We start from the raw sequence: 26,326 nt of genomic DNA, 5'->3' as shown, positions 1-26,326 counted from the left end.
AGCTGCTGCATTTTGCAGCAAGCTCTGTTTCTTTCTGAAACTGTAAATACAAAACGAACAACACAAGGAGGAATCAGATGCTGACTATTGGTTGTCATTTATCATCAGCAAAGGGCTATACCGCCATGGCAAAGGAGGCGGAGAAAATCCATGCCAATACCTTTCAGTTTTTTACCAGAAACCCCAGGGGCGCCAGAGCAAAGGAAATCAATCCCGAAGATGTAAAAATTTTCCATAAAAAAGCAAAAGAGCAGGGGATTGCGCAGATTCTGGCCCACGCGCCTTATACCTTAAATGCCTGCTCCGCAGATGAGAGTGTGCGGGAATTTGCAGTAAACACCATGCGGGACGATTTGCAGAGAATGGAATACACGCCGGGAAACTGCTATAACTTTCACCCGGGCAGTCATGTAAAACAGGGGCCAGAGACGGGCATTGCCTATATTGCCCAAATGCTCAATGAACTGCTGAAAAAGGATCAGAGTACCACGGTACTTTTGGAAACCATGGCGGGGAAGGGCAGCGAAGTGGGAAGAAATTTTGAAGAACTGCGGGAAATTCTGGACAGGGTAGAACTGCAGGAAAAAATGGGCGTGTGCCTGGACACCTGCCATGTGTATGACGCCGGTTATGATATTGTAACGGATTTGGACGGTGTTCTGACAGAATTTGATAAGGTTATCGGACTGAACCGGCTAAGGGCTGTTCACTTAAATGACAGTATGTTTGGCCTGAGCAGCCACAAGGACCGCCATGCCAGAATCGGGGAAGGGAAAATCGGGCTGGAAGCCATTGTCCGTGTCATCAACCATCCGGCCCTTTCGCATCTGCCTTTTTATCTGGAAACGCCCAATGATTTAGAGGGATATGCCAGAGAAATTGCACTTTTGCGGGAAGCTTATAAAGAATAATGGGTTTTTTGAAAAGAAAAAAAGGAAATCGCCAAGGAATCGGAAATAATTATTGTGAAAGATTCTTTTGAAGAAAGACAGGTGACTGCCTATGAATATCCGCGAGCAAATGGAACAAAGGGAACTGCAGTTTTTAAATCCCTATGCGTCCTGCAGTATCCGTTCTAAGGGAAGGGACCGGCAGGAGACGGAATGTGATATACGAACTGTATACCAGCGGGACAGGGACCGGATTGTCCACTGCAAGTCTTTTCGCAGAATGAAAGACAAGACCCAGGTGTTTTTAGCGCCCCAGGGGGATCATTACCGGAACCGTCTGACCCATACCCTGGAAGTTTCTCAGACAGCCAGAACCGTGGCAAAGGCGCTGTGCTTAAATGAAGATTTGGTAGAGGCCATTGCCCTGGGCCATGATTTGGGTCATACGCCTTTTGGGCATGCAGGAGAGCGGGCACTGAACCGGGTATGCCCTCTGGGATTTGCCCACTATAAACAGAGTGTCCGGGTGGTGGAGCGTCTGGAAAAGGACGGCAGAGGGTTAAATCTGACCCGGGAAGTCCGGGACGGGATGTTAAATCACAGAACCAGCGGTACGCCTCACACCCTGGAGGGACAGGTGGTGCGCTACTGTGACAAGATTTCCTATATTCACCATGATATGGACGATGCCCAGAGAGCGGGGATTATTACGGAAGATGATATTCCTATTACCCTTCGCATGCTGCTGGGATATACCACCAGGGAACGGCTGAATACCTTTGTCCATGACATTGTGGAACACAGTCAGGGAAAAGACCGGATTTCCATGTCACCGGAAATCGAGGAGGGGCTTCGGGATATCCGTGCCCTGATGTTTCAGGATGTGTATCTGAACCCTGTGGCAAAGGGAGAGGAAGAAAAGGCAGAGCATGTAGTGGAAGAATTGTATCTGTACTACAGCAGATATCCGGAGAAAATGTCGGAGGAATATCGGAAACTTCTGTATGAGGAGGAACCGAAAGAGCGAGTAGTATGTGATTATATATCAGGAATGACAGACCAGTATTCTTTAGAAAAATTTCGGGATATCTTTATTCCCAGAGGCTGGAGCGTTCCTGGAAAAGGGCAGTAGAAATGAGGGAGCAGTATGTATTATTCCGATGAAATCATAGAGGAAGTCCGTATGAAAAATGACATTGTGGATGTGATTTCCGGATATGTGAAATTGCAGCGAAAGGGCAGTTCGTATTTCGGACTGTGTCCTTTTCACAATGAGAAATCCCCTTCCTTTTCCGTCAGCCCGGACAAGCAGATGTATTACTGCTTTGGCTGCGGGGCAGGAGGAAATGTTTTCACCTTCATTATGGAATATGAAAACTACAATTTTGTAGAGGCATTAAAATATCTGGCAGAGCGGGCCGGAGTGAGGCTTCCGGAAGAGGAATTTTCCAAAGAGGCCAGGGCGTCTGCAGATTTGAAGTCCCGGCTTTTGGAGATACAGAAGCGGGCGGCTTCTTTTTATTATTATCAGCTTTGGCAGGAAAGTGGCAGGCAGGGACTGGATTATCTGAAAAACCGTCAGCTTTCCGATGAAACCATTAAAAAGTTCGGGCTGGGCTATTCCCCCAAGTATTCCGGTACGCTTTACAAATATTTAAAGAGCAAGGGCTATACGGACGAGCTTTTAAAGGAGTCAGGGCTGTTTCATATCGAGGAACGAAGAGGCATGCAGGATAAGTTCTGGAATCGTGTCATGTTTCCCATTATGGATGTGAACAACCGGGTAATTGGCTTTGGGGGCCGTGTTATGGGAGACGCCAAGCCAAAGTATTTGAATTCTCCGGAGACAAAGGTTTTTGATAAAAGCCGGAATCTGTATGGGCTGAATATTGCCAGAACCTCCAGAAAACCCTATCTCATCATCTGTGAGGGATATATGGATGTCATTGCCATGCATCAGGCTGGCTTCAACAATGCAGTGGCGTCTCTGGGAACGGCCCTGACTTCGGGGCATGCCAGCCTCATGAGCCGGTATACAAAAGAGGTGCTTCTGACTTATGACAGCGATGAGGCGGGACAGAAGGCGGCCCTTCGGGGGATTCCGATTTTAAAGGCAGCAGGAATCCGGCCGAGAGTGGTCAATCTGACCCCTTATAAAGACCCGGATGAATTTATCAAAGCAGAGGGAAGAGAGACCTTTGAGAAACGCCTGGAGGAAGCAGAAAATGCGTTTTTGTTTGAAATACGGGTTTTAGAAAAACAATATGATTTATCTGACCCGGAGAGCAAAACGGCATTTTTCCGGGAGATAGCCAGAAAGCTGCTGGAATTTCCGGAGGAACTGGAGAGAAATAATTATATAGAAAGTCTTTCCGGTATTTATCAGATTAAATTTGAAGACTTGCGAAAAATGGTGAACAATATGGCTCTTTCGGCTGTGTCTTCCCAGCCCCGTACACCCCGTATCCGGGAAACAGGCGGGAAAAAGGACAGCAGGGAGGACGGCGGACGCAAAGCCCAGCGGCTGATGCTGACCTGTCTGACCTCTTATCCTTCTATGTTTGACACCATTGCAGGTTACATCACACCGGAGGATTTTGTCACGCCTCTGTATCACCGGGCAGCCGAACTGGTCTTTGCGCAGCATGAGGAGGGAGAGGTAAATCCCGCCAGACTGCTGAACCAGTTTTCAGACCCGGAGGAGCAGAAGGAAGTCACCGCCCTTTTTCATGCAACCCTGCATTTGGAAGGGGAGGAAGAGGCCAGAAAGGCTGTATTGGAAACTGTGTGCCGTTTAAAGAGGGACAGCATTACATGGAAGAATGAACATCTGGCCCCGACAGACCTGGCAGGGCTGCAGCAAATCGTAGAGGCCAGAAAGAGGCTGGAGGATTTGGAGCGGGGCAGAGTTACCCTGCATATTTCCTTTGATTGAGGAAACCATATAGAAGAAAATCAGATAAAAGTAAGAACACATGGAAAAACTTATAGAGTAAAGAATTGAGAGGATGGAACATTTATGGAAATGAACATGGCGAAATTCAGTGAGAAACTGGGAGAACTCATGGAACTGGCTAAAAAGAAGAAAAATGTACTGGAGTATCAGGAAATCAATGATTTCTTTAAGGATTTTCCTTTGGACCCGGAACATTTGGACAAGGTCTTTGATTTCCTGGAAGCAAACGGCATTGACGTGCTGCGGATTCAGGACAACGATATGGACGATTTGATTATCGGGGATGACGATGATTTGAATCTCAGCGAAGAAGACGAAGTAGATATGGAAAACATTGACCTTTCCGTTCCGGAAGGCGTCAGCATTGAAGACCCGGTTCGTATGTATTTAAAGGAAATCGGAAAAGTGCCTCTTTTAAGTGCAGAGGAAGAAATCACTCTGGCCAAGAGAATGGAAAACGGAGATGAAAGTGCGAAAAAACGTCTGGCAGAAGCCAACCTTCGTCTGGTAGTCAGCATTGCAAAGCGTTATGTGGGACGCGGTATGCTGTTCCTGGATTTGATTCAGGAGGGAAATCTGGGTCTTATCAAAGCGGTGGAAAAATTTGATTACCGTAAGGGATATAAGTTTTCCACTTATGCAACCTGGTGGATTCGTCAGGCCATTACCAGAGCAATTGCAGACCAGGCCAGAACCATTCGTATTCCGGTGCATATGGTAGAGACTATCAACAAGCTGATTCGTGTTTCCCGCCAGCTTTTGCAGGAACTGGGAAGAGAGCCTCAGCCTGAGGAAATTGCAAAGGAAATGAATATGTCCGTAGACCGTGTAAGGGAAATTCTGAAAATTTCCCAGGAGCCGGTTTCTCTGGAAACCCCTATCGGTGAAGAGGAAGACAGTCATCTGGGAGATTTTATTCAGGACGACAATGTGCCGGTTCCTGCAGATGCCGCCGCCTTTACTCTTTTGAAAGAACAGTTGGTAGAGGTTCTGGGAACCCTGACAGAGAGAGAGCAGAAGGTGCTGCGTCTGCGTTTCGGTCTGGATGACGGAAGAGCCAGAACCCTGGAAGAAGTAGGAAAAGAATTTAACGTTACCAGAGAGCGTATCCGTCAGATTGAGGCAAAGGCTCTTAGAAAACTCCGCCATCCGAGCCGTAGCCGCAAGCTGAAAGATTATCTGGATTAAGGAAGAATCGTATGAGAGAACTACAAATTTCCAGAAGGCTGAAAGCCGTTGCCGGATTTGTGGGGAAGGGCTGTGTGCTGGCAGACGTAGGCTGTGACCACGGTTATATCCCCATTTATCTGCTGCAGAAGGAACAGATTCCGAAGGCCATTGCCATGGACGTAAACGAGGGTCCTCTGCTGCGGGCAAAAGCTCATATTCGGGAATGGGGATTGGAAAATTACATAGAAACCCGTCTTTCAGATGGTGTGCAGGCTCTGAAAAGAGGAGAAGTCCAAAGTGTGGTGATTGCTGGCATGGGCGGTCCTTTAATGGAAAAGATTCTTTTGGAGGGACGGGAGGTTCTTTTGGAGATTTCGGAACTGATTTTGCAGCCCCAGTCCGAAATTGCCCATTTCCGCAAGTTTCTGGCACAGCAGGGATACCGGATCGTGCAGGAGGACATGATAGAAGAAGAGGGAAAATATTATCCCATGATGAAAGCCGTACATGGGAAAATGTCCTGGAAGACAGAGGTGGAATATGTATACGGCGGAGAACTTCTAAGACAGAAGCACCCTGTTTTGAAGCAGTATCTGAAGGGGCAGCAGCAAAAGGCAGAAAAGCTTTTAGAAAGCCTGCAGAAATCAGAAACAGAATCTGCAAAAAAGAGGACTGCAGAACTTCAGCAGGAAATTGCACAGAGAAAAGAGGCGCTGGCTTATTATGAAGGCGAATGAAATTATAGAGAAAATAGAAGAAAAATATCCCGTGTCTTTTGCAGAAAACTGGGATAATTCCGGCTTTCTTGTAGGGGATAGAGAGTGGGAGGTAAAGAAAATCTTTCTGGCGCTGGATGTGACGGATGAAACCTTAAACAGAGCCATTGCAGCAGGGGCGGATATGATGATTACCCACCATCCTCTGATTTTTTCAGGAATGAAGCAGGTAACAGCCGGAGATTTTATCGGACGACGCATTTTGAAACTCATAGAAAATCACATTTGTTACTATGCCATGCACACGAATTTTGATGTGCTGGGAATGGCAGACCTCAGCGCAGATTTGCTGAAGCTCACAAAGCGGCAGGTACTGGAGGTTACGTTTGAAGAAGAGAACCGCCGGGAAGGCATTGGAAGAGTGGGAATGCTGCCCGAAGAGATGACTTTGGAAGCATGCGGCAGATTTGTGAAAGAGCAGTACGACCTGCCTTTTGTAAAGCTGTATGGCAATCCGGAACAGAAAGTGCGCAAAGCGGCAGTCTGTACCGGTTCCGGTAAGAGCCTGATGCAAGAGGTACTCCGACAGAAGGCACAGGTTTATGTGACAGCAGATATGGATTACCATTCCTCCATAGATGCGGTGGCGCAGGGAGTGGCGGTCATCGACGCAGGTCACTATGGTACCGAATACATTTTTATGGAATACATGAAACAGGAGCTGCGGAAGATGACACCGGATTTGGAGGTGGAAACCATGGAAGTTTCGCACCCCTGCAGAGTACTTTAAAACAGGGTTTTCAGAAACACAATGAGGGTTTTAGTATGAAGAAAAAGGGAATGATATTGGGAATCTTGTGTATACTTCTTTGCCTCTGTGCCGTGCCGGTGTGGGCAAGAGCCGGCGGAGGCGGAAGCTCAGGCGGAGGAGGTGGAAGTGCAGGAGGCAGTTCCTATCACTCCGGTAGAAGTTCCGGCGGTGGAACCTCTGATATTGTGTCTGCGGCGCAGTTTGGACTGGGAGTTTTCGTGGCAAGCGGAGGAGCCGGTGCAGCAGTGCTGCTTTTGAAAGCCCGCAGGGCAAGGCGCCGTACCCACCGGGCCATGGCGGTATTTTCCGAAAGCGGAAGAAACTGGGATTACCGAGAGGTTCAGAAACAGGTGGAGGAATCCTATTTTCAGATTCAGGAATGCTGGAGAAGAATGGATGTTACTTACGGCGTGCCTTATATGAGTGAACGGCTGCAAAAGGATTTTAATGTAAAACTGCAGTGGATGCATATGCGTGGGGAAGAGGTCGTGCAGAAAAAAGTGAAGCTTCTTAGTGCCATCCCGGTAGGCGTGCAGGATGAAGAGGGAGAGGATCAGGATGTTATCTGGTATCTGATTCATGGAAAGATGACGGGTTTTTACATAAATAAAAATACCAGGGAAATTATCCGGGGAAAAAACCGGCCCGAGGCTTTTTTTGAATATTGGAAGTTTGTGTACCGGAATGAACGGTGGGTGTTGGATGAAATCAAACAAAAAGAGGAAATCGATATCGATGCCTTCCATGTCTGACGCGTATAAAAAAGCAGATCAAGGGCAGACTGTACACTAGACACAAAAGACATTTCTCAAAAGGAGGAGTGTCTTTTTTTTGTGGAAGGAAAAAGAGGAGAAAAGGGTAGACAGTATAAATGACGGAATATGAAAGAAAGGGGATAAAAAAGTGAATAAGTATGACTGATTGTGAAAATTGCATAAGAAAACAGGAAAAAAATTGTAAATTAATATGATTGAAATTGACGGAATATGACTATATAATAGGGCTATAAAACAAAGGACGCAGGAGGAAAGAAACAATGGTTTACACAGTTACTTTTAATCCTTCTCTGGACTATATTGTTTCAGTAAAAGATTTTCAGATGGGAATGACCAATCGTACCCAGACAGAACAGATGCTTCCCGGAGGAAAAGGAATCAACGTATCCACAGTTCTGGCTAATCTGGGCATAGAAAACACTGCACTGGGATTTACCGCAGGGTTTACAGGAGCAGAGATTCAGCGCAGAGTAGAGAAGCTGGGATTTTGCTGTGACTTTATTGAAGCAGAAGAAGGATTTTCCAGAATCAACGTGAAATTGAAGGATTTTGACGGAACGGAGATTAACGGGAAAGGACCGGGGATTTGCAGAGAAGATATGGAGCAGTTTTTGGAAAAACTGGAAAAGCTGAAAGCGGGAGATGTTCTGGTTTTGGCCGGCAGCATACCGGAAAGCCTGCCCAATTCCATTTACCGTGACATTATGGCAAAACTGCAGGGAAAAGGTATCCACTTTGCAGTAGATGCTACAGGGGAGCTGCTGTTAAATGTTCTGCAATATAGACCGTTCCTCATTAAGCCCAACAATCATGAACTGGGAGAAATCTTTGGAGTTGAAATCCGTACCAGAGAAGAGGCTGTGCCTTATGCCAGAAAAATGCAGGAAAAAGGAGCCAGAAACGTACTGGTGTCCATGGCAGGACAAGGCGCTGTGCTGGCAGCAGAGGATGGACAGGTTTACGCGCTGCCTGCACCTAGGGGAACACTGGTCAATGCCGTAGGCGCCGGAGATTCCATGGTAGCCGGATTTCTGGCAGGATGGCTGGAGAAAAAAGATTACGGACATGCATTTAAAATGGGGGTTTCCGCAGGAAGCGCCAGTGCTTTTTCAGAGTTTCTGGCCACAAGAGAAGAAGTAGAAGCGGTTTATAACCGTCTGGAAGAAGAATAACAGGAAAGAGGGAGAAAAAATATGCGAATTACAGATTTGCTGGATAAAAGAAGTATTTCGTTAAACAGCTGCCCACATTCTAAGAGCGAAGCCCTGGACGAAGCGGTGGCATTAATGGTAAAAAGCGGTAAAATCCGGGACGAGGAAGCTTACCGTAAGCAGGTTTATTTAAGAGAAGAAGAGAGCACTACGGGAATCGGTGAAGGCATTGCGATTCCCCATGGAAAATGTGATGCCGTGGAGAAACCGGGTCTGGCAGCCATGGTCATCAAAGACGGCGTGGATTTTGATTCTCTGGATGGAGAGCCGGTACATCTGCTGTTCCTCATTGCAGCGCCCAATACAAAAGACAACATTCACCTGGACGTACTGAGCAAGCTGTCCGTGCTTCTGATGGATGAGGAATTTGTGGAAAAACTGAAAAATGCAAAAGATGTGGAAGAATTTCTGCAGGTGGTGGATGAGGCAGACGATGAAAAACCGGATCTGAACGAACAGCTTGCAGCCCAGAGCGAAACGGCTCAGGACGAAAAGGTGTGTAAAATACTGGCCGTTACTTCCTGCCCTACGGGAATTGCCCATACTTATATGGCAGCAGAGGGTCTGGAGAAAGCAGCCAAAGCAGCTAACTGCTTTATCAAAGTAGAAACCAGAGGTTCCGGCGGCGCAAAAAATGTGCTGACAGAAAAGGAAATTCAGGAGGCGGACTGTATCATTGTAGCAGCAGATGCCAAAGTGCCTATGGAACGTTTCCACGGAAAGAAACTGATTGAATGTCAGGTTTCAGATGGTATCAGCAAGGCTGATGCTTTAGTGGAAAGGGCTATCAAAGGAGACGCGCCGGTTTATCAGGCAGGAACAGCAGGAAAGGCAGAAACGGTAAAGACTTCCGGCGGAACCGGACACAAGATTTACATGCAGCTGATGAACGGCGTTTCCCATATGCTGCCTTTCGTAGTAGGCGGCGGTATCCTCATTGCTCTGGCCTTTCTGATTGATGGCTTAAGTGTGGATATGAACAGTCTTTCCGCAGAAGCGAGAGCAAACTTCGGTACCATTACTCCTGTAGCTGCCATGCTGAAAGAAATCGGCGGCATTGCATTCGGACTTATGCTTCCGGTACTGGCAGGTTTTATTGCCATGAGTATTGGAGACCGTCCGGCGCTGGCTTTGGGATTTGTAGGCGGTATGATGGCAGCAAACGGCAAATCCGGATTTCTGGGTGCGCTGGCAGCCGGATTTCTGGCAGGTTATCTGATTCTGCTTTTGAGAAAGGTGTTTGACAAACTGCCTCAGGCCATTGAAAAAATCGCCCCTGTGCTTTTGTATCCCTTTGTGGGAATCCTGCTTATGGGACTGATTATGAACTTTATCATTGAGCCTCCGGTGGGCGCATTGAACACAGCGTTAAATACAGCATTGACCAATATGAACGGTTCCAGTAAAATATTACTTGGAATTATTGTTGCGGGCATGATGGCCATTGATATGGGTGGCCCGTTCAACAAAGCCGCCTACGTATTTGGAACAGCTTCCATTGCTGCAGGAAATTATGATATTATGGCAGCCGTTATGATTGGCGGTATGGTTCCGCCTTGTGCCATTGCACTTTCTACCTTGTTGTTTAAGAATAAATTTACAAAAGAAGAAAGAGAATCCGGTCCGGTAAACTTTATTATGGGACTGGCCTTTATTACCGAGGGAGCCATTCCTTTTGCAGCTTCTGACCCGGTTCGTGTACTGCCTTCCTGTATGATAGGCTCTGCACTGGCGGGAGCGCTGTCCATGGCTTTTGGCTGTACCCTGATGGCGCCTCACGGTGGAATTTTCGTGTTCCCGGTTGTAGACCATGCTTTGTTCTACCTGGCAGCTTTGGCAGCAGGTACGGCAGCAGGAGCATTGCTTCTGGGCATTTTGAAAAAGAAAGTAACAGAATAAAACAAATATAAAAGTACATTCAGGAGGAAAAAATTATGAAATCATTTCAGTATGTAATCACAGACGCAGAAGGAATCCACGCACGTCCGGCAGGAGACTTTGTAAAAGCAGCAAAAGGCTTTGCTTCTTCTGTAAAAATCACAAAGGGCGGCAAAACCGTAGACGCTAAGAAGATTTTCGGCCTTATGGGACTTGGCGTAAAACAGGGTGAAGAAGTGACAATTGATGTGGAAGGTGAAGACGAAGAAGCTGCTGCAGCAGCACTGGAAACTTTCCTGAAAGAGAATTTATAAGAGCAGAGGGCGGCTGAAAAATCATGAAAACATACAAGGGAAAAAGTGTATTTAACGGCATTGCCATAGGAAAAATCTGCGTTTACAAAAAAGATGAGCAACAGGTAAAGCGCAGCAAAATCATGGACGTAGAGGGAGAAATCCAACGTTTTCACAAGGCCCGTGAAACGGCCATAGAGCAGCTTCAGGGACTGTATGAGAAGGCGCTCACCGAAGTAGGGGAAGCCAATGCGGCAATTTTTGAAATTCATCAGATGATGCTGGAGGACGAGGATTATCTGGAATCCATTGAGAATATTATCCGTACCCAGGAGGTCAATGCGGAGTATGCAGTGGCGGCTACCAGCGATAACTTTTCTGCTATGTTTGCCGCTATGGATGACGATTATATGCGGGAAAGAGCCGCAGACGTAAAAGACATTTCCGAACGTGTCCTGGCTGCCTTAAAGGGAGAGGACAAGAGTAAAATTCTGACAGAGGAGCCGGTGATTATTGTGGCAGACGACCTGGCTCCCAGCCAGACGGTACAGCTGGATAAGGACAAGGTGCTGTCCTTTGTTACCGTACATGGCTCTGTAAATTCTCATACCGCTATTCTGGCCAGAACCATGAGTATTCCGGCACTTATCGGTACAGATTTGCCCCTGGATGACACCATAGACGGAAAAATGGCGGTGGTAGACGGCAATCAGGGCTGTATCTATGTGGAGCCGGATGAAGAAACCATGAAACTTATGGAAGGCAAACTGGCAGAGGAAAAGGAAAAAAGAGAACTTCTTCTGACCCTGAAGGGAAAGGAAAGCGTTACGCTGGATAACCAGAAGGTGCTGACTTATGCAAATATCGGAAACAGCCGGGATCTGGCTATGGTGCTGCAAAATGACGCAGAGGGAATCGGACTTTTCAGAAGTGAATTTATCTATCTGGAAAGCGATACCTACCCTACAGAGGAAGAACAGTTTAAGATTTACAAGACGGTTGCCGAGACCATGGCAGGCAAGAGAGTGATTATTCGTACCCTGGATATCGGGGCAGACAAACAGGCGGATTACTTCCAGCTTGCGAAAGAAGAAAATCCAGCCATGGGACTGCGGGCTATCCGTATCTGCCTGACCAGACCGGAGATTTTCAAAACCCAGCTGCGGGCTATTTTCCGGGCAAGCGCATACGGCAGACTGGCTGTGATGTATCCCATGATTACCTCTGTAGCGGAAGTCCGCAGAATCAAAGAAATCGTGGAAGAAGTCAAAAGAGAATTGCAGCAGGAAAATCTGGCCTTTGGAGAAATCGAGCAGGGAATCATGATAGAAACTCCTGCAGCGGCCATTATCAGCGATTTGCTGGCAAAGGAAGTGGACTTCTTCAGTATCGGAACCAATGATTTGACCCAGTATCTGCTGGCTATTGACCGCCAGAATGAAGAACTGGACAGCTTTTATGACGCGCACCATACGGCTGTGCTCCGCATGATTTACCAGACGGTGCAGAATGCGCACAAGGAAAACATCTGGTGCGGTATCTGCGGTGAACTGGGCGGCGATACAGAACTTACCCGTCTGTTTCTGGCTATGGGTGTAGATGAACTGTCCGTATCTCCGGGCAAGGTTCTGCCCCTTAGAAAGATTATCAGAGAAACCAGAGTGGAAGAAGACAGAGAAAAGCTTTTACAAACATTTTTATAAAATATATCGGTTGCCCCAATCCCTTTTTCTGTGTAGAATATAGGGAAAGGGGCAGCAATGCTTTTAGCAGGATGGGGAAAGGAAGGAATGGAAATTCCAGAGGGAAAAGAAAATGCTGACAGAAACAAGACAGGAAGAAATACTGCGGATGTTGGAGCAGAAAGGCAGTGTGACCGTACAGGAATTAAAAGATGTCTTTGGGGCATCGGAATCCACGATTCGCAGAGACTTGAATGTACTCCATAAAAAGGGAGCTCTGATTAAAGTTTTCGGCGGTGCGGTGCAGACAGAATCCAGAATCAACACCAGGGAAGAGGAAGTGGCTCTCAGAAAAGAGCAGAGCAGAGAAGAAAAGCTGCGGATTGCCCGCTATGCGGCATCTTTGATTGAGCCGGATGATTTTATCTATCTGGATGCGGGAACCACCACGGGCTACATGATTCCCTATTTGACGGAACGCACGGCCATGTTTGTTACAAATGCTGTTTCCCATGCGCTGATGCTGGCAGAGAACGGCTTCCGGGTGATATTAATCGGCGGAGAATTAAAAGCAGCCACGGAGGCGATTGTGGGAAATGAAGCCTATGTCAATCTGAAAAAATACAATTTTACAAAAGGCTTCTGGGGCGCCAATGGAGTCAATCCCATGGCCGGATTTACGACCCCGGACATCAATGAGGCCATGATAAAAGAGTGTGCCATGAAACACACCCAGCGGCCTTATGTGCTGTGTGACAGCAGGAAATTTCACCAAGTCAGCCCGGTGAGCTTCGGTGAGTTCCATGCAGCTCAGATTATTACAGACTGTATGCCGGACGAAACCTATGCAAATTATCAGAATCTGATTATTGTATAAGCAGTTCTTCCAATAAAAGAAAACACAAAAACCCGAAAACATGGAAATTGAACATGTTTCCGGGTTTTTTATCATATTTTTTGAAAAGAGGAATAGATATAATATAGACAAACAAAAGAGAGCTTTACAATAAGGGAGGTAAAACATATGAAATTTAAAAAAGTATTTGCAATGCTGCTGACAGCTGCTATGATGACATCCATGCTGGCCGGCTGCGGAGGAAGCGGCACAGACCAGAGCTCCGAAACCAAAAGCGAGGACAAGTCTTCGGAAAAAGACAACAATACAGCGAAAAAGGGCGGAGACGGTAAGGTGTATTATCTGAACTTTAAACCGGAACAGGCAGACCAGTGGACAGAACTGGCGGAGCAGTATACAGATGAGACAGGGGTGGACGTGGAAGTCCAGACAGCCGCTTCCGGAACCTACGAGTCTACCTTGAAGTCCGAAATGGCAAAGGACGAGCCCCCGACTCTGTTTCAGGTAAACGGTCCGGTGGGGCTGGCTTCCTGGAAAGACTACTGCTATGACCTATCCGATTCCCAGATTTACAAAGACGTCAGCAGTGATGACTATGTATTGAAAGACGGAGACGCAGTACAGGGTATTGCCTATGTCATTGAAACGTATGGCATTATTTACAACAAGGCACTGTTAAAAAAATATTTTGAACTGCCGGATGCAGAAATCAAATCCATAGAGGAACTAAATAGTTTCGACGCCTTGAAAAAAGTAGCAGATGGTATTCAGAAGCATAAAGAGGATTTAGGAGTTATGGGAGCCTTTACCTCCGCAGGTATGGATTCTTCCTCTGACTGGAGATTCAAAACGCATCTGGCAAATCTGCCGGTATACTATGAATACAAGGACGAAGGCGTGACCTCATCAGAAGCAATAAAGGGAACCTATCTGGACAATTTCAAAAATGTCTGGGATATGTATCTGAAAGATTCCACCTGTGAACCGTCTATGATTTCCTCTAAAACAGGTGAGGACGCCTCTTCCGAATTTGCTCTTGGGGAAGCTGTATTCTATCAGAACGGAACCTGGGCTTACAACGATATCAAAGATATGGAGGTGGCAGACGAAGACATGGGTATGCTGCCCATCTACATCGGTGCCGAAGGTGAGGAAAATCAGGGACTTTGCACCGGTTCTGAAAACTACTGGTGTGTAAATAAAAAAGCGTCCGAAGAAGATATTCAGGCTACTCTGGACTTCCTGACCTGGGTTGTGGAAAGCGATGAAGGAAGAGACATGCTGGCAAACGAAATGGGATTCATCACACCGTTTACTACTTTTGATGAATATCTGCCGGAAAATCCTCTGGTAAAAGCCAACGATGAATACACGAAAGCAGGCAAAACTCCGGTAAGCTGGAACTTTACCACTATGCCTTCTGAAGAATGGAAAAACAAAGTGGGCTCCGCTATGCTGGAATACGCACAGGGAACCGGTGACTGGGACGCAGTTCGGACGGCCTTTGTAGACGGCTGGGCTTCTGAATACGCTGCAGCCCATGCAGAATAAGCCCTTCTTAGAAAAAGGGGGAAGAAATCGTGGAAAAAACCATTAAAAAATATTTTCCGGTTTTTGTACTGCCTACCATGCTGGCCTTTGTTCTGGGATTTGTGGCACCCTTTGCACTGGGAATTTATCTTTCCTTCTGCAAGTTTACCACAGTCACAGACGCCAGATGGGTGGGTATCAGCAATTACCTGAAAATATGCAATGATAAAGAATTTATACATGCACTGTGGTACACGGTACTGTTTACCGTTGTATCCGTGATTCTCATTAATGTACTGGCCTTTACTGTGGCCATGCTGCTTACGAAGGGGATTCGGGGAACCAACCTGTTCCGTACCGTATTTTTCATGCCAAACCTTATTGGCGGCATTATCCTGGGCTATATCTGGCAGCTTTTGCTAAACGGTATTCTGGCACAGTATGGAAAGACCTTGACCTATTCTTCCGTGTATGGATTCTGGGGTCTGGTGATTCTGGTGTGCTGGCAGCAGGTGGGCTATATGATGATTATTTACATTTCGGGCATTCAGAATATTCCCGGAGAACTCATAGAAGCGGCAAAAATCGACGGGGCAAACAAGAGACAGCTTCTGCGCCATGTAACCATTCCCATGGTCATGCCTTCTGTAACAATTTGTACCTTTCTGACGCTGACCAATGGCTTTAAGCTTTTTGATCAGAACCTGGCGCTGACCAACGGCGCGCCTTCCAATATGTCGGAACTGCTGGCTCTGAATATTTACAGAACTTTCTATGGCAGAACAGGCTATGAAGGCGTGGGTCAGGCCAAGGCCGTTGTATTCTTTGTACTGGTTGCCGTCATTGCGCTGGTACAGAACAGAATCAGCCGGAAAAAGGAGGTGCAGCAGTAATGAACCATGCAAGAAAAGCGAAACATGGCTGGATTCTTACCCTGTTTTTCTCCATTGTCAGTGTTTTGTATCTGTATCCCATTGTGCTGGTTGTGATAAACTCCTTTAAGAAAAAAGCCTATATCAGTCGGTATCCTTTCCGGATTCCCAGAGATAGGATGTTTGTGGGGCTGGAAAACTACGTAAGAGGACTGGAAAAAACAGGATTTCTGCCGGCCTTTGGCTGGACTGTGCTCATTACGGTGTGTTCTGTGGCGCTGATTATTCTGTGCTGCTCCATGTGTGCCTGGTATATCAGTCGGGTGAAGACACGGGGGACAAAAATCATTTATACGCTGTGCCTTTTTGCCATGGTTGTGCCTTTCCAGATGGAAATGTATACGTTGTCCAAAATCGCCAATATGCTGAAACTAGACAATCCCTGGGGGCTGGTGATGATTTATCTGGGCTTTGGAGCCGGGCTGGCTGTCTTTATGTTTACGGGATTTGTGAAGTCCATTCCCCTGGAAATTGAAGAAGCCAGTATGATTGACGGCTGTACGCCTCTGCAATGCTTTTTCAGGGTCGTGCTTCCGGTGATGAAGCCAACCTGCATTACCATAGCCATTCTGGATGCCATGTGGATTTGGAACGATTATCTGCTGCCGGTGCTGGTACTGGATACGAAGAAATATAAGACCATTTCCATTGCCATTCAGTACTTAAAAGGCGGATACGGTTCTATTGATATGGGAGCTATGATGGGCGTGCTGGTACTCTCCATTATCCCGATTATTGTATTTTATCTGTTCTGTCAGAGATACATTATTGAGGGTGTGGTGGCAGGAGCCGTAAAGGGCTGACGCGTTGACAGAAATGGAAATCATGTTACAATAAAACAGACAGGACTGACGCAACTTTCTGTGTCGGTTCTGTCTGTATTTTCCGTTAGCGAAAAGAAAAGGAAGGAAAGAACCATGTACACGATTTTGATTGTAGATGATGAAAAGATAGAGAGAAACGGAATGAAATTTCTTTTGAAAAGAGAAGCAGAAGAATTTCAGATACTGGAGGCATCCAACGGCAGAGAGGCTCTGGGAATTTTAGAAAAACAAAAGGCGGATATTCTTCTGACAGATATTAAAATGCCTTATATGAGTGGGCTGGAACTGGCCCGGCAGGTGTCTGAGAAACACCCGGCCATGAAAATGATTATGTTCAGCGGCTACAGCGATTTTTCCTATGCACAGAGCGCCATTCGCTACGGGGTGTCTGACTATATTTTAAAACCGGTAGATCCGGGGGAATTTTCCCGAACCATACAAAAGGCAGTGGGAGAAATTAACGGACAGAGAAAGGAACAGATGATACAGACCAGACAACAGGATTATCTGCAGCGTTTTTTTCTTCAGAATTATCTGTATACCGGGAAAATTGAGGGCGAGGGACAGTGGAATACAGAAGAATGGGAGCCGTATCATTACATGGTACTGGCAGAAACCTCCAGCAGCTTTTTTGAGGTGGAGGAAGAGATTTTTCGGGAAAAATTAAAAGCGGAAATTCATCGGAATTTTTATTATCTGAATCTAAATGCAGGGGAATCTCTCTTCTTTTTCCGGGAAAAATCCAGTGATTATGAATTGCTGTGCAGGCAGCTGTATCAGTTTTTTTGGCAGAATTATGAAGCGCAGTGCTGCTTTGCTGTAAGTAAAGAAATCCAGAATTTTCAGGAGTTTCCTCAGGTGTTTGCAGGCCTGGAGCAGCTTTTGGAAGAACAGTTTTACCAGCCCGGAAAGCATATATTCTCTTTAGAAGCACAGGAAAAAGAGCAGCAGGACATCTCTTCTTTGCAGGATTCAGAACTTCTGAAAAAGATTCTGGAAGACATTCATAACAAAGATATGCTGCACTTGAAGAAGCATTTTCGAACCCTTCGGGAAGTCTATCATCCGGAAAAATCCTATTCGGAAATGTATGTGAAATTTCTCTTTTCCAGTATTGTGAAGGGGATTTATGAAGTGATGGATTTGCCGGATGAGAAAAAGCTAAGCCGGGAAATTGACCGTCTTTACCGCTGCCGTCACTTAAAAGATGTGCTGGATATTACAGAGAAAGCAGTGGGAGATTTGGAGGGATTTCTGGCAGAAAATACAAAAGGAACCCGCAGCGAAGTCACCAAGGTGAAAAATTATATTTATGAGAATTATCAGGAAGATTTAAGCATTGATATGCTGGCAGAAAAGGTATATCTGTCTCCCGGATATTTAAGCAGTATCTTTAAACAGGAGACAGGTATGAACCTGAACCGGTTTATCAAAGGCTACCGTATGGACAAGGCCAGAGAACTGCTGGAATACAGCCCGAAGAAGATTTCTCAGATAGCCAGAGAGGTGGGATTTTCCAATAACTCCTATTTCTGCAGAAGTTTCCGGGAGCATTTTGGCATGACTCCGGAAGCATGCAGGAAGGGATTGGGAAAAGATGAGGAAGCTGCTGCAGAAATATAAAAATTTAAAATACCGCTATAAACTTACTGTAATTATGATTTTATGCAGCCTGATACCGGCTGCTGTTATCAGTGCTTATACGCTGTTGCGCACGGTGGATATGATGCGGGAAAAGGAGAAAGATACCCTGCAGCAGGTGGTAAACCAGTCCATGGAGAGCATTGAAAATAAGGCAGAGATTTATGGGAATCTGCTGCATTATCTGGCCTATTCCTCAGATTTACGCAGAATTATGGAGAAACAGTACGAGTCTGATTATGAGGCTTATCTGGAGTATACGGAAACAGCAGACCCTCTTCTTACGATGCCTCAGCTCTATCATGAGGAAATCCGGGGAATTACGCTGTATGCCTCCAATATTCAGGTAGAACATGGTTCTACGCTGGCTCCTTTGTCCACCGCCCAAAGCCAGCAGTGGTATGCACAGATATATCCTCAGGATACCATACAGTGGATTGTGCGCCAGGGAAATCCAAAAGAAATTCTGGCAGTGCGGAAGTTTTATAAGCAGGAAGAAATCCATGCACTGTTAGTCATTACCCTGGATTATGACAAACTTTTAGAACCCTTTGCCTCTGTGCTGGAAAATAACCAGGGCGGACTGATTACAGACGAAGAGGGAAATGTGATTTTTTCCGGCCGTGATATGGAACCGTCATTGACGCCGGAAAAAGAAACCTCTCTGATTTATCTGAAGGAACATTATGTGTGTACCGAAGCAAGGGCGGAGACTACAGGCTGGAACTTTTGCTTTTATCAGTCCCAACAGGTGATAGATGCTGCAGTGGCAAATTTAATGTGGGGAAATGTACCTGTACTGGCCGGATGTCTGGTACTGATTTTCCTGCTGGGATATTTCTTTTCCAGAGGTATGGTGGCACGGCTGGAGCAGTTGACAGAGAATATGAACCAGATTAACCTGGGACTTCGGCAGGTAACGGTGGTCAGCGATTCCAAAGATGAAATCGGCGTGCTTATCCGTACATTCCGGAGAATGATGAACGAGATTAATAAACTGATTTCCCAGGTGTATGAGGCAAAAATCCATCTGCAGAAAACAGAAATGCAGGCTTTGCAGGCACAGATAAATCCCCATTTTCTCTATAACTCCCTGTCTATTATTAATTGGAAGGCCATTGAAGCGGGAAATGATGAAATCAGCCAGGTAACGCTGGCCTTATCCACTTATTACCGTACCAGTCTGAACAAAGGGGAAACGATGACCATTGCGGCCAATGAACTGCGGAATATTGAGGCGTATCTACACATTCAGCTGGTCATGCATGACGACAGTTTTCAGGTGGAAAAGCAGGTAGAGGAAAAGATTTTAAGCTGTTCTGTGCCCAAATTGATTCTGCAGCCTCTTGTGGAAAATGCCATTGAACATGGATTGGATGTTTCGGAAAAAGAAGAGAAAAAGCTGAAAATTTCTGCGCTTTTAGAAGGGGGAGATTTGGTGTTTTTTGTGGAAGACAATGGTGCAGGAATGGAAGAAGAACAGGCGGAGTCCATGCTGACGTATCAGTCCAAAGGCTATGGCATGCGCAATGTCCATGACAGAATCCGGCTGCTCTATGGAGAAGAATCCGGGCTGAAGATTTACAGCAAAAAAGGAGAAGGAACCCGAGTAGAAATCCGGTTTCCGGCAGACCGGGAGGAGCATACGTATGAATAAAAACAGAAAAATTCGTGAATTTTTGATACTTGGCGCAGGCGTGTTGTGTCTTGGATTTTTCAGTTTTTTCTTTTGGAAAGATTCCTTAAAAAAGGAAAAGGCAGAGGGGAAAGAAACAGAAATTTCAGAAAAAGATAGGGAGAAATCCTGGGAAGAAGCTGCACACACACCTTATGGGGATTATCCGGAAACCGTATACTATACCCTGGGAAAAATTTCGGGACGGGATAATTCTAATCTTCCGGCAGGGGATACCTATGAGGACAATGGCTATACCCGGTATTTGAGAAAAATGCTGAATATTCAGAATGAAGATGTTTTTGAACTGGAGGAAGGCAGCCAGTATGAGGAAGCTGTGGAAATGGCAGTTAAGGACAAAAACATGCCGGATATTCTGGTGGTAAAAGGCAGGGATACCTTACAGAAGTTAGCCAGGGAAGGGCGGATTGAAGATCTGACGGCTGTGTATGAGACGTGTACGACTCCCAGAATCAAAGAAATGTATGAAAGCTATTCCCATGGGCTTTTGGATTCTGCCCGCTTTGAAGGCCGTTTGTATGGTTTTCCGGACACGGTTATTGACCATGGTCCCACGTTGTTATGGATGCGGAAAGACTGGCTGGATAAGCTGGGACTTCAGGAACCGGAGAGCATGGAGGACGCCATGGCCTGTATTGGGAAATTTGTAGAAAAAGACCTGGCGGGAAACGGGGAAACCATCGGGCTGGCATGCAACACCCAGCTGGTAACCGGCAGTAATGCCAAATATTCGGCAGATGGGATTTTCACCATGTTTCACGCAAAGCCGAGGAAATGGATAGCAGGAGAGAGCGGAGAGATTACCTATGGCTCTGTTACAGAAGAGACCAAGTGTGCACTGGCTTATATGAACAGTCTGTACACAAAAGGAATTTTGGACAGCAAGTTTCTCCTGCGCACAGAAGACAACCTGACGGAACTCATTGCCGAAGGAAAATGCGGCGCTTTTTTCGGTAAGTGGTGGGCGCCTAACAATCCTTTGATGCAGTCCTACGACAGAGATAAGGAAGCCGTGTGGAAACCTTATTTTCTCACGGAGGAAGACGAAAATCAGGTGCAGGAATACGAAACTTATGATGACACTTTGTATGTAGCTGTGCGAAAAGGCTACGAACATCCGGAGATTCCTGCAAAATATATCAGCGTGATTTTTGATTACTCCCGGTATGATGATGGAAATGCAAATGAAGTCAACGAATATTTTTCCTTAAACGTAGACCCTACGGCAAGACCCATGAATATCAATGTGGATTACAAAGATGCCTTGTATCGTACCACCAGGCATATCAGAGAAGCTCTTGAGGGAGAGAAAAAGCCGGAGGCGTTGTCCGGATTGGAAAAGTCTTATTACACCACCTGCAAAGCCTATCTGGACGGCAGCCTGACTACAGCCAATGCCTGGGCGGCGTATACTTCACGCATTACAGCAGTAGGGCTTTTGGCGGATTCCGGTTTTGAAACGGCTCAGTCTCTGCCGTTACAAGGGGAAAATCCCGGACCGGAGGAAGACCTTCTGAAGCTGGAACAGCAGACTTTTATTCAGATTATATGTGGAGAAAAACCGGTGGGCTATTTTGATACTTTCGTGAAAGAGTGGTATGCGGCAGGAGGAAAAGAGATTACCCAGAAGGCCAGAACGGCAGTAAAGGAGGAAAAGGAATCATGAATATTCGGGAATTGGAATACTACAAAATGGTGTGTCAGCAGAAAAGCATTACCAAAGCAGCCCATGCCCTGTATATGACGCCCCAGGGACTGAGCAAGATTATTAAAAATATTGAAAATGAACTGGAGGCCACGCTTTTAAATCGAACTTCTTCCGGTATTACACTGACAAAATCCGGGGAATATCTGTATGAACATCTGGAAGATTTTCTTGTACCTTACCATCATATCTGCAGTGAAATCCGCTGCATTGAGCAGCGCTTCCTGCAGGGAGAGGGCAATGTGGCGTTTACGGTGGGAGATTCCAGCACCGGATATATGGATGCTACTTTTATGGAAAAGTTTGAGATTAAGCTGCTGGTAAACCGTGAGCATGCTCTTGCAAAAAAGGAATCTGTGAGCATTGCGGATTTAAAGGGAGAGCGTCTGTATCTTGAAAGCCCGGAATTCAGTATTCATCATCTGATTGTGGACAAATGCCGGGAGGCGGGGTTTGAACCGAACCTTGTGTTTGAAACCAGCGGTTTCAGCCTGTGCCATAAGATGGTGCAGCAAAACAAGGGGATTTCCGTAACCGTAGATTTTATTTTTGAGGACATGAAACAGGATTCCTTAGTCATGCTGCCCTTTTCAGACGGGGAGTATTTCTGGTCTACTTATATGCTCACCCGGAAAGGAAGTGTGCCAAATCCTGATATTTTGCTCTTTCACAATCATGTCATGCGCTGGCTGAAAATGATAGCTGAGAAGAAACTGATACGATAGCCGCAGGAATTTGCAGAAGGGGTATCACGAATTTGTTTAGGGGGTACAACCCTTTGTTGCTTATCAAAAAGGGAAGGCTATGATAGGATAAAGAGGAATTCACAAATAATATACTTCTTAAAAGGAACTGCCGCCGGGATTGGCGGCGGTTTCTTTATGCGTCGAAAACGAAGAATCCTGCGATGTCATTGTGGCCGATTTGCGGAAAGAATAGCTACAAAATCCTGCGGCTGTGTGGTATAATCAGAACAATAATACAATACACGAACAAGTGATAAAAGTTAGATTATGGCAGGAAAAAGAAAATGGTGATTCGGAAATATCAGCCCTCTGACTGCAAAGAACTGACAGAGTTATTCTATCATACGGTTCACACAATCAATGCGAAAGATTATACAAAAGAACAGTTAGACGTATGGGCTACAGGACAGGTAAACTTAGAAGAATGGAATCAGAGATTTCAAGAGCATTACAGCGTGGTTGCAGAGGGAAATGGAGTTCAGACAGGTTTTGGAGATATCGATGAAACGGGATATCTTGACCACTTATATGTCCACGCAGACTATCAGAGAAAAGGGATTGCTGCGGCTCTTTGCCGGGAGTTGGAGCAGGCCGTTTCAGGAAAAATTGTTACCCATGCTTCGATTACAGCAAAACCTTTTTTCGAGAAAAGAGGTTTTCAGGTGGTTCGTGAGCAGCAGGTAGAGAGACAGGGGATTTTCCTTACAAATTTTGTTATGGAGAAGAGATAAAATTTTCAATTTACGGAGGTACTTATAGATGCAGCATGAATGTAAAATAACAGTATTAGAGACAAAAGTATTTACAGATTACCAGGAAAAATATCTGGCGAATCCCCGGTCAGGCCCGTGTCCCTGCTTTAAAGAGGGAGATACCTTTGTCTTAAAAAGAACCAGTGAACGTGATGATTTTTATCATTTGATGAATGGGAAATTCTGTGGCGAGGCATGGGATGCCATCAGCAGATATGTGTACACAGCTTTGCAGGGTGGTTCAATCATGCATAAATGGACAAACGATGAGCGAATGATGATTGCCTGCTGTAATGATGGCACCAGACCGGTTATTTTCAAAATTGAAAGAATTGATATTCCTGAAACAGAGGAAGAGAGCGCGTGGCTTGAAAAACAAAACTTTAAAAATACTGTGGAAGAGGCTTATACGGGGTGAGAAATAATAAACGCAGGAGTTTTTGTATGTCCTAACTGAGATAAAAAAGAAGGGTTTTGATGAAAAAGATAATAGAGAAATTAGATGTGTACTTAAATAACATAAAAATAAAGAAAAAGATTTTTCTCCTCTATTTCTATTGTATAATGATTCCCCTAGTTGTTACAGACACCGTTATTTGCGGGATGTTTATTCATGATGAAGAAGAGGGGAGAAAAACCAGACTGAAAAATATGGTGAAATCCGTGGAATATATGTTAAGCGGTGATGCAGATAAGGCAGCAGCCTTATCTGAAAACATATATTTCAATAAATATATTAACGAATTCCTGAATCAAGAATTTTCATCAGGGCTGGATTATTATAATCAATACCAGGAACTTTTAAAAGATTCTTTGTTTGAAAGTTCCCTGGGAACCAGCAATGTTGTGATTACTATGTATACAGATAATCCGACTGTAGTAAACGGAGGGAAGTTCTGGAAAATGGAAAGCATTACGAATGAATCTTGGTATCAGGAATTTACACAGTCGCAGCAGGAAATGCAGATGTATTTTTACTATGACAATTCTCAAATTACAAAGTTTGCGTCTATTCGGAAGGTTTCTTTTGTACGAAAACTGAACCGCTATAAACGAGATCCGTATGAGAAATTGCTTAAAATTGACCTGGACTATGTAGGAATCAATGAAAATCTGGTGCAGTCAAATTATGAGGATGAGGTATATGTATGTGATGGTGAGAAGATTATTTTCTCTAATCGTTACGATATGAACACACAGCAGGATTTTGAGAAAATCACAGATGTCCGTAGAAAAGAAGAGTATGTGGAAGAATTTTCTCTGTTTGGACAAGAATTAGAGATTTATGCAGTACCCCAGGAGGATAGTTTTTTCCGTGGGATTTATAGACATTGGCCGGCGATTGCTCTTTTGATTTCTTTAAATATACTTATACCTTATGCTATGCTACGGCCTCTTAGAAGAACCTTTACAGACAGGTTGGAATTTTTAAACAAAACCCTGAGCTATAGGAATCAAGGAAAATTAGAAGAAATTCAGGGGATTCAGGGTACAGATGAAATTGCATTTCTTATGCGTAATTATAACAGTATGGTGCAGGAAAATAATCACCTTATAGAAACCGTATATAAAAGCCGTTTGAAACAGCAGGAAATTAATATTGCCAGACAGAAGGCAGAACTTTTAGCTCTTCATGGTCAAATTAATCCTCATTTTCTTTTCAATGTGTTAGAAAATATAAGAATGAGAAGTGTATTAAAACAGGAATACGAAACAGCAGAGATGATTGAGCAGCTTTCTATTATGGAGCGCCAGTATGTAGAGTGGGGAACCGATTTACTGACAATTCAAGAGGAAAGTCAGTTTGTGGAATCGTATTTAAAATTGCAAAAATACCGATTTGGAAGCCGTTTGTCTTATTCTATTGAAATTCAGCAGGAATGCAGCGGATATAAGATTCCCAAACTATCGTTGGTAACGTTTGTAGAAAATGCCTGTGTCCACGGAATTGAAGATAAGGCGGCGCATTGTTGGATTTTTGTAAAAGTATTTACAAAACAAGAGTATTTATATATGGAAATCGAAGATACAGGAAGTGGAATTTCAGAGGCATACCTCTCCACACTCAGAGACAGGATGGAACATGCAAGTATTGAAATGCTGAAGCAAAGCGGAAGAGTGGGCGTAGTGAATGCATGTCTCAGATTAAAAATGTTTACAGATGGAAATGTAAAATTTACGCTGGAAAGTGAAGAAAATGTGGGAACCATAGTGACCATTTCCGTTCCGGTGCAATTTCTAAATAGGGAGGCAGAGAAAGATGCTAAAAGTTCTGATTGTTGAGGATGAGCAATATATTGCACAAGGACTTTCCATGTTAATTGACTGGGAAAGCTGTGGATATGAAATTGCAGGTACTGTTTATAATGGACAGGATGCAATTGATTTTTTGCAGGATACTCAGGTGGATTTGATTTTGTCTGATATTAAGATGCCGGTTATGGATGGAATTACGCTTTTGAAAAGAATCCGGGAGGAAGAAATTTCAGAGGCATTTTTTGTTATTTTAAGTGGGTATGGAGATTTTGCTTATGCACAGCAGGCTATTAAGTATAAATGTACAGACTATATTTTAAAACCTATCCAGAGACAACAGCTATATTCGCTTTTGGAGAAAGTGAGCACTTTATATAAAAAACAGAAACGAAAAGAAATAGAGCAGAAAAAAATGGGCCGAGCCTATTTTGTAAGATATATTCAGGCATTACTGTTGGGCCGTGGAGATGAGGAGGCATTGGTTTATGTGAATAAAAAACTCTCTTTTTCTGACCGGATTCGGTATATTCACATGGAGTTAGAAGATGAGGAACACAGTCTGGAATTTCAGAAAATGAGGACTTATCAAAAAGCAGTGTATCAGAATTGCAAAGCTTATCTGGGGACAGAAAAAGAAGATTTGGTGTTTATGGATATTGTAGGGCGTAAGGAATGGCTGGATATTGGGTTCTTATATGACGTAAGCATTGCTCATGAGTTTGGAATGGAAGAAGAGGAATATTTAAGGAGTTTTCTCGGGAACATTAGCCAGGATTTGCCTATTCAGGTTCGGAGTTATGTGGGGGATACAGTAAGTTCGGTGAAAGACATTTCTGAATCTTTCCGGACTGCTATTCTGGCCAGAAGCTTTCATGTATTTCAAGTGGATAAAAATATTCTGTATTATTCAGAAGAAAAAACAGAAGCTGGTGGAAAGATTATTAATAAGGCTAGTATAGAATAAATTAAATCTCTACTATATATTTTGAGGATAATGTATGGTAA

At 44.8% G+C, this 26,326-nt stretch carries 23 protein-coding genes; all 23 read left to right on the top strand.

The window, feature by feature from the left end; genetic code table 11:
* Positions 1 to 77: 77 nt before the first annotated feature.
* The gene (locus G5A70_RS07830) at positions 78 to 911 is read left to right on the top strand and encodes a deoxyribonuclease IV (protein ID WP_173749111.1); all 834 of its coding nucleotides are present in this window, start codon (positions 78 to 80) and stop codon (positions 909 to 911) included.
* 91 nt (positions 912 to 1,002) lie between these two features.
* The gene (locus G5A70_RS07825) at positions 1,003 to 2,022 is read left to right on the top strand and encodes a deoxyguanosinetriphosphate triphosphohydrolase (protein WP_173749110.1); all 1,020 of its coding nucleotides are present in this window, start codon (positions 1,003 to 1,005) and stop codon (positions 2,020 to 2,022) included.
* A gap of 15 nt (positions 2,023 to 2,037) precedes the next feature.
* Positions 2,038 to 3,825 carry a DNA primase gene (dnaG, locus tag G5A70_RS07820; protein ID WP_173749109.1) on the top strand — a complete coding sequence of 596 codons (1,788 nt, stop codon included), beginning with the start codon at positions 2,038 to 2,040 and terminating at the stop codon, positions 3,823 to 3,825.
* An 84-nt stretch (positions 3,826 to 3,909) separates the two neighbouring features.
* Positions 3,910 to 5,034, top strand: coding sequence for an RNA polymerase sigma factor RpoD (gene rpoD, locus G5A70_RS07815; RefSeq protein ID WP_173749108.1), 1,125 nt, complete (start codon positions 3,910 to 3,912; stop codon positions 5,032 to 5,034).
* 11 nt (positions 5,035 to 5,045) lie between these two features.
* Complete coding sequence (locus tag G5A70_RS07810; protein ID WP_173749107.1) at positions 5,046 to 5,753, top strand: tRNA (adenine(22)-N(1))-methyltransferase; 708 nt, start codon at positions 5,046 to 5,048, stop codon at positions 5,751 to 5,753.
* Positions 5,740 to 6,522, top strand: a complete 783-nt coding sequence (locus G5A70_RS07805; RefSeq protein WP_173749106.1) for a Nif3-like dinuclear metal center hexameric protein — start codon at positions 5,740 to 5,742, stop codon at positions 6,520 to 6,522. The genes G5A70_RS07810 and G5A70_RS07805 overlap by 14 nt, the downstream gene beginning before the upstream one ends.
* Before the next feature lie 35 nt (positions 6,523 to 6,557).
* Positions 6,558 to 7,295 carry a TIM44-like domain-containing protein gene (locus G5A70_RS07800; protein ID WP_173749105.1) on the top strand — a complete coding sequence of 246 codons (738 nt, stop codon included), beginning with the start codon at positions 6,558 to 6,560 and terminating at the stop codon, positions 7,293 to 7,295.
* Between the two features lie 284 nt (positions 7,296 to 7,579).
* A complete protein-coding gene (gene pfkB, locus G5A70_RS07795) occupies positions 7,580 to 8,491 on the top strand; it encodes a 1-phosphofructokinase (protein WP_173749104.1) in 912 nt (303 codons plus the stop codon).
* A 21-nt stretch (positions 8,492 to 8,512) separates the two neighbouring features.
* Positions 8,513 to 10,429, top strand: coding sequence for a PTS fructose transporter subunit IIABC (locus G5A70_RS07790; RefSeq protein ID WP_173749103.1), 1,917 nt, complete (start codon positions 8,513 to 8,515; stop codon positions 10,427 to 10,429).
* 35 nt (positions 10,430 to 10,464) lie between these two features.
* Positions 10,465 to 10,722: an HPr family phosphocarrier protein gene (locus tag G5A70_RS07785; protein ID WP_173749102.1), complete on the top strand. Its 258-nt coding sequence runs from the start codon at positions 10,465 to 10,467 to the stop codon at positions 10,720 to 10,722.
* 23 nt (positions 10,723 to 10,745) lie between these two features.
* The gene (ptsP, locus tag G5A70_RS07780) at positions 10,746 to 12,404 is read left to right on the top strand and encodes a phosphoenolpyruvate--protein phosphotransferase (protein ID WP_173749101.1); all 1,659 of its coding nucleotides are present in this window, start codon (positions 10,746 to 10,748) and stop codon (positions 12,402 to 12,404) included.
* Between the two features lie 112 nt (positions 12,405 to 12,516).
* Positions 12,517 to 13,260, top strand: coding sequence for a DeoR/GlpR family DNA-binding transcription regulator (locus G5A70_RS07775; RefSeq protein ID WP_173749100.1), 744 nt, complete (start codon positions 12,517 to 12,519; stop codon positions 13,258 to 13,260).
* A 147-nt stretch (positions 13,261 to 13,407) separates the two neighbouring features.
* Positions 13,408 to 14,790, top strand: a complete 1,383-nt coding sequence (locus G5A70_RS07770; RefSeq protein ID WP_173749099.1) for an ABC transporter substrate-binding protein — start codon at positions 13,408 to 13,410, stop codon at positions 14,788 to 14,790.
* A gap of 29 nt (positions 14,791 to 14,819) precedes the next feature.
* The gene (locus G5A70_RS07765) at positions 14,820 to 15,662 is read left to right on the top strand and encodes a carbohydrate ABC transporter permease (protein WP_173749098.1); all 843 of its coding nucleotides are present in this window, start codon (positions 14,820 to 14,822) and stop codon (positions 15,660 to 15,662) included.
* Positions 15,662 to 16,504 carry a carbohydrate ABC transporter permease gene (locus G5A70_RS07760; RefSeq protein ID WP_173749097.1) on the top strand — a complete coding sequence of 281 codons (843 nt, stop codon included), beginning with the start codon at positions 15,662 to 15,664 and terminating at the stop codon, positions 16,502 to 16,504. The genes G5A70_RS07765 and G5A70_RS07760 overlap by 1 nt, the downstream gene beginning before the upstream one ends.
* A 114-nt stretch (positions 16,505 to 16,618) precedes the next feature.
* Positions 16,619 to 18,148: a response regulator transcription factor gene (locus G5A70_RS07755; RefSeq protein ID WP_173749096.1), complete on the top strand. Its 1,530-nt coding sequence runs from the start codon at positions 16,619 to 16,621 to the stop codon at positions 18,146 to 18,148.
* Positions 18,123 to 19,823 carry a sensor histidine kinase gene (locus G5A70_RS07750; RefSeq protein WP_173749095.1) on the top strand — a complete coding sequence of 567 codons (1,701 nt, stop codon included), beginning with the start codon at positions 18,123 to 18,125 and terminating at the stop codon, positions 19,821 to 19,823. Before G5A70_RS07755 ends, G5A70_RS07750 begins: the two co-directional genes overlap by 26 nt.
* Positions 19,816 to 21,528: an extracellular solute-binding protein gene (locus G5A70_RS07745; RefSeq protein WP_173749094.1), complete on the top strand. Its 1,713-nt coding sequence runs from the start codon at positions 19,816 to 19,818 to the stop codon at positions 21,526 to 21,528. Before G5A70_RS07750 ends, G5A70_RS07745 begins: the two co-directional genes overlap by 8 nt.
* Positions 21,525 to 22,292 carry a LysR family transcriptional regulator gene (locus tag G5A70_RS07740; protein ID WP_173749093.1) on the top strand — a complete coding sequence of 256 codons (768 nt, stop codon included), beginning with the start codon at positions 21,525 to 21,527 and terminating at the stop codon, positions 22,290 to 22,292. The genes G5A70_RS07745 and G5A70_RS07740 overlap by 4 nt, the downstream gene beginning before the upstream one ends.
* 305 nt (positions 22,293 to 22,597) lie before the next feature.
* Positions 22,598 to 23,044: a GNAT family N-acetyltransferase gene (locus tag G5A70_RS07735; protein ID WP_173749092.1), complete on the top strand. Its 447-nt coding sequence runs from the start codon at positions 22,598 to 22,600 to the stop codon at positions 23,042 to 23,044.
* Positions 23,045 to 23,072: 28 nt separating this feature from the next.
* Positions 23,073 to 23,483 (top strand): TIGR04076 family protein, encoded by a 411-nt coding sequence (locus G5A70_RS07730; protein WP_173749091.1) that lies wholly within the window; start codon positions 23,073 to 23,075, stop codon positions 23,481 to 23,483.
* A gap of 59 nt (positions 23,484 to 23,542) precedes the next feature.
* Positions 23,543 to 25,348: a sensor histidine kinase gene (locus G5A70_RS07725; protein WP_173749090.1), complete on the top strand. Its 1,806-nt coding sequence runs from the start codon at positions 23,543 to 23,545 to the stop codon at positions 25,346 to 25,348.
* Entirely contained in the window at positions 25,326 to 26,285 is a 960-nt protein-coding gene (locus G5A70_RS07720; RefSeq protein WP_173749089.1) for a response regulator, read from the top strand. The genes G5A70_RS07725 and G5A70_RS07720 overlap by 23 nt, the downstream gene beginning before the upstream one ends.
* Positions 26,286 to 26,326 lie beyond the last annotated feature (41 nt).

This window comes from Blautia hansenii (assembly GCF_013304445.1).
GTDB lineage: Bacteria > Bacillota > Clostridia > Lachnospirales > Lachnospiraceae > Blautia.
This window is presented reverse-complemented; position numbering and strand designations above follow the sequence as displayed.

Excerpts from the sequence above, each read along its gene's own strand:
- G5A70_RS07805 (WP_173749106.1), top strand. The coding sequence starts at position 5,740 with ATGAAGGCGAATGAAATTATAGAGAAAATAGAAGAAAAATATCCCGTG.
- G5A70_RS07785 (WP_173749102.1), top strand. The coding sequence starts at position 10,465 with ATGAAATCATTTCAGTATGTAATCACAGACGCAGAAGGAATCCACGCA.
- G5A70_RS07830 (WP_173749111.1), top strand. The coding sequence starts at position 78 with ATGCTGACTATTGGTTGTCATTTATCATCAGCAAAGGGCTATACCGCC.
- rpoD (WP_173749108.1), top strand. The coding sequence starts at position 3,910 with ATGGAAATGAACATGGCGAAATTCAGTGAGAAACTGGGAGAACTCATG.
- G5A70_RS07755 (WP_173749096.1), top strand. The coding sequence starts at position 16,619 with ATGTACACGATTTTGATTGTAGATGATGAAAAGATAGAGAGAAACGGA.
- G5A70_RS07770 (WP_173749099.1), top strand. The coding sequence starts at position 13,408 with ATGAAATTTAAAAAAGTATTTGCAATGCTGCTGACAGCTGCTATGATG.
- ptsP (WP_173749101.1), top strand. The coding sequence starts at position 10,746 with ATGAAAACATACAAGGGAAAAAGTGTATTTAACGGCATTGCCATAGGA.
- pfkB (WP_173749104.1), top strand. The coding sequence starts at position 7,580 with ATGGTTTACACAGTTACTTTTAATCCTTCTCTGGACTATATTGTTTCA.
- G5A70_RS07790 (WP_173749103.1), top strand. The coding sequence starts at position 8,513 with ATGCGAATTACAGATTTGCTGGATAAAAGAAGTATTTCGTTAAACAGC.
- G5A70_RS07800 (WP_173749105.1), top strand. The coding sequence starts at position 6,558 with ATGAAGAAAAAGGGAATGATATTGGGAATCTTGTGTATACTTCTTTGC.
- G5A70_RS07725 (WP_173749090.1), top strand. The coding sequence starts at position 23,543 with ATGAAAAAGATAATAGAGAAATTAGATGTGTACTTAAATAACATAAAA.
- G5A70_RS07825 (WP_173749110.1), top strand. The coding sequence starts at position 1,003 with ATGAATATCCGCGAGCAAATGGAACAAAGGGAACTGCAGTTTTTAAAT.
- G5A70_RS07720 (WP_173749089.1), top strand. The coding sequence starts at position 25,326 with ATGCTAAAAGTTCTGATTGTTGAGGATGAGCAATATATTGCACAAGGA.
- G5A70_RS07760 (WP_173749097.1), top strand. The coding sequence starts at position 15,662 with ATGAACCATGCAAGAAAAGCGAAACATGGCTGGATTCTTACCCTGTTT.
- G5A70_RS07740 (WP_173749093.1), top strand. The coding sequence starts at position 21,525 with ATGAATATTCGGGAATTGGAATACTACAAAATGGTGTGTCAGCAGAAA.
- G5A70_RS07810 (WP_173749107.1), top strand. The coding sequence starts at position 5,046 with ATGAGAGAACTACAAATTTCCAGAAGGCTGAAAGCCGTTGCCGGATTT.
- G5A70_RS07750 (WP_173749095.1), top strand. The coding sequence starts at position 18,123 with ATGAGGAAGCTGCTGCAGAAATATAAAAATTTAAAATACCGCTATAAA.
- dnaG (WP_173749109.1), top strand. The coding sequence starts at position 2,038 with ATGTATTATTCCGATGAAATCATAGAGGAAGTCCGTATGAAAAATGAC.
- G5A70_RS07735 (WP_173749092.1), top strand. The coding sequence starts at position 22,598 with ATGGTGATTCGGAAATATCAGCCCTCTGACTGCAAAGAACTGACAGAG.
- G5A70_RS07745 (WP_173749094.1), top strand. The coding sequence starts at position 19,816 with ATGAATAAAAACAGAAAAATTCGTGAATTTTTGATACTTGGCGCAGGC.
- G5A70_RS07730 (WP_173749091.1), top strand. The coding sequence starts at position 23,073 with ATGCAGCATGAATGTAAAATAACAGTATTAGAGACAAAAGTATTTACA.
- G5A70_RS07775 (WP_173749100.1), top strand. The coding sequence starts at position 12,517 with ATGCTGACAGAAACAAGACAGGAAGAAATACTGCGGATGTTGGAGCAG.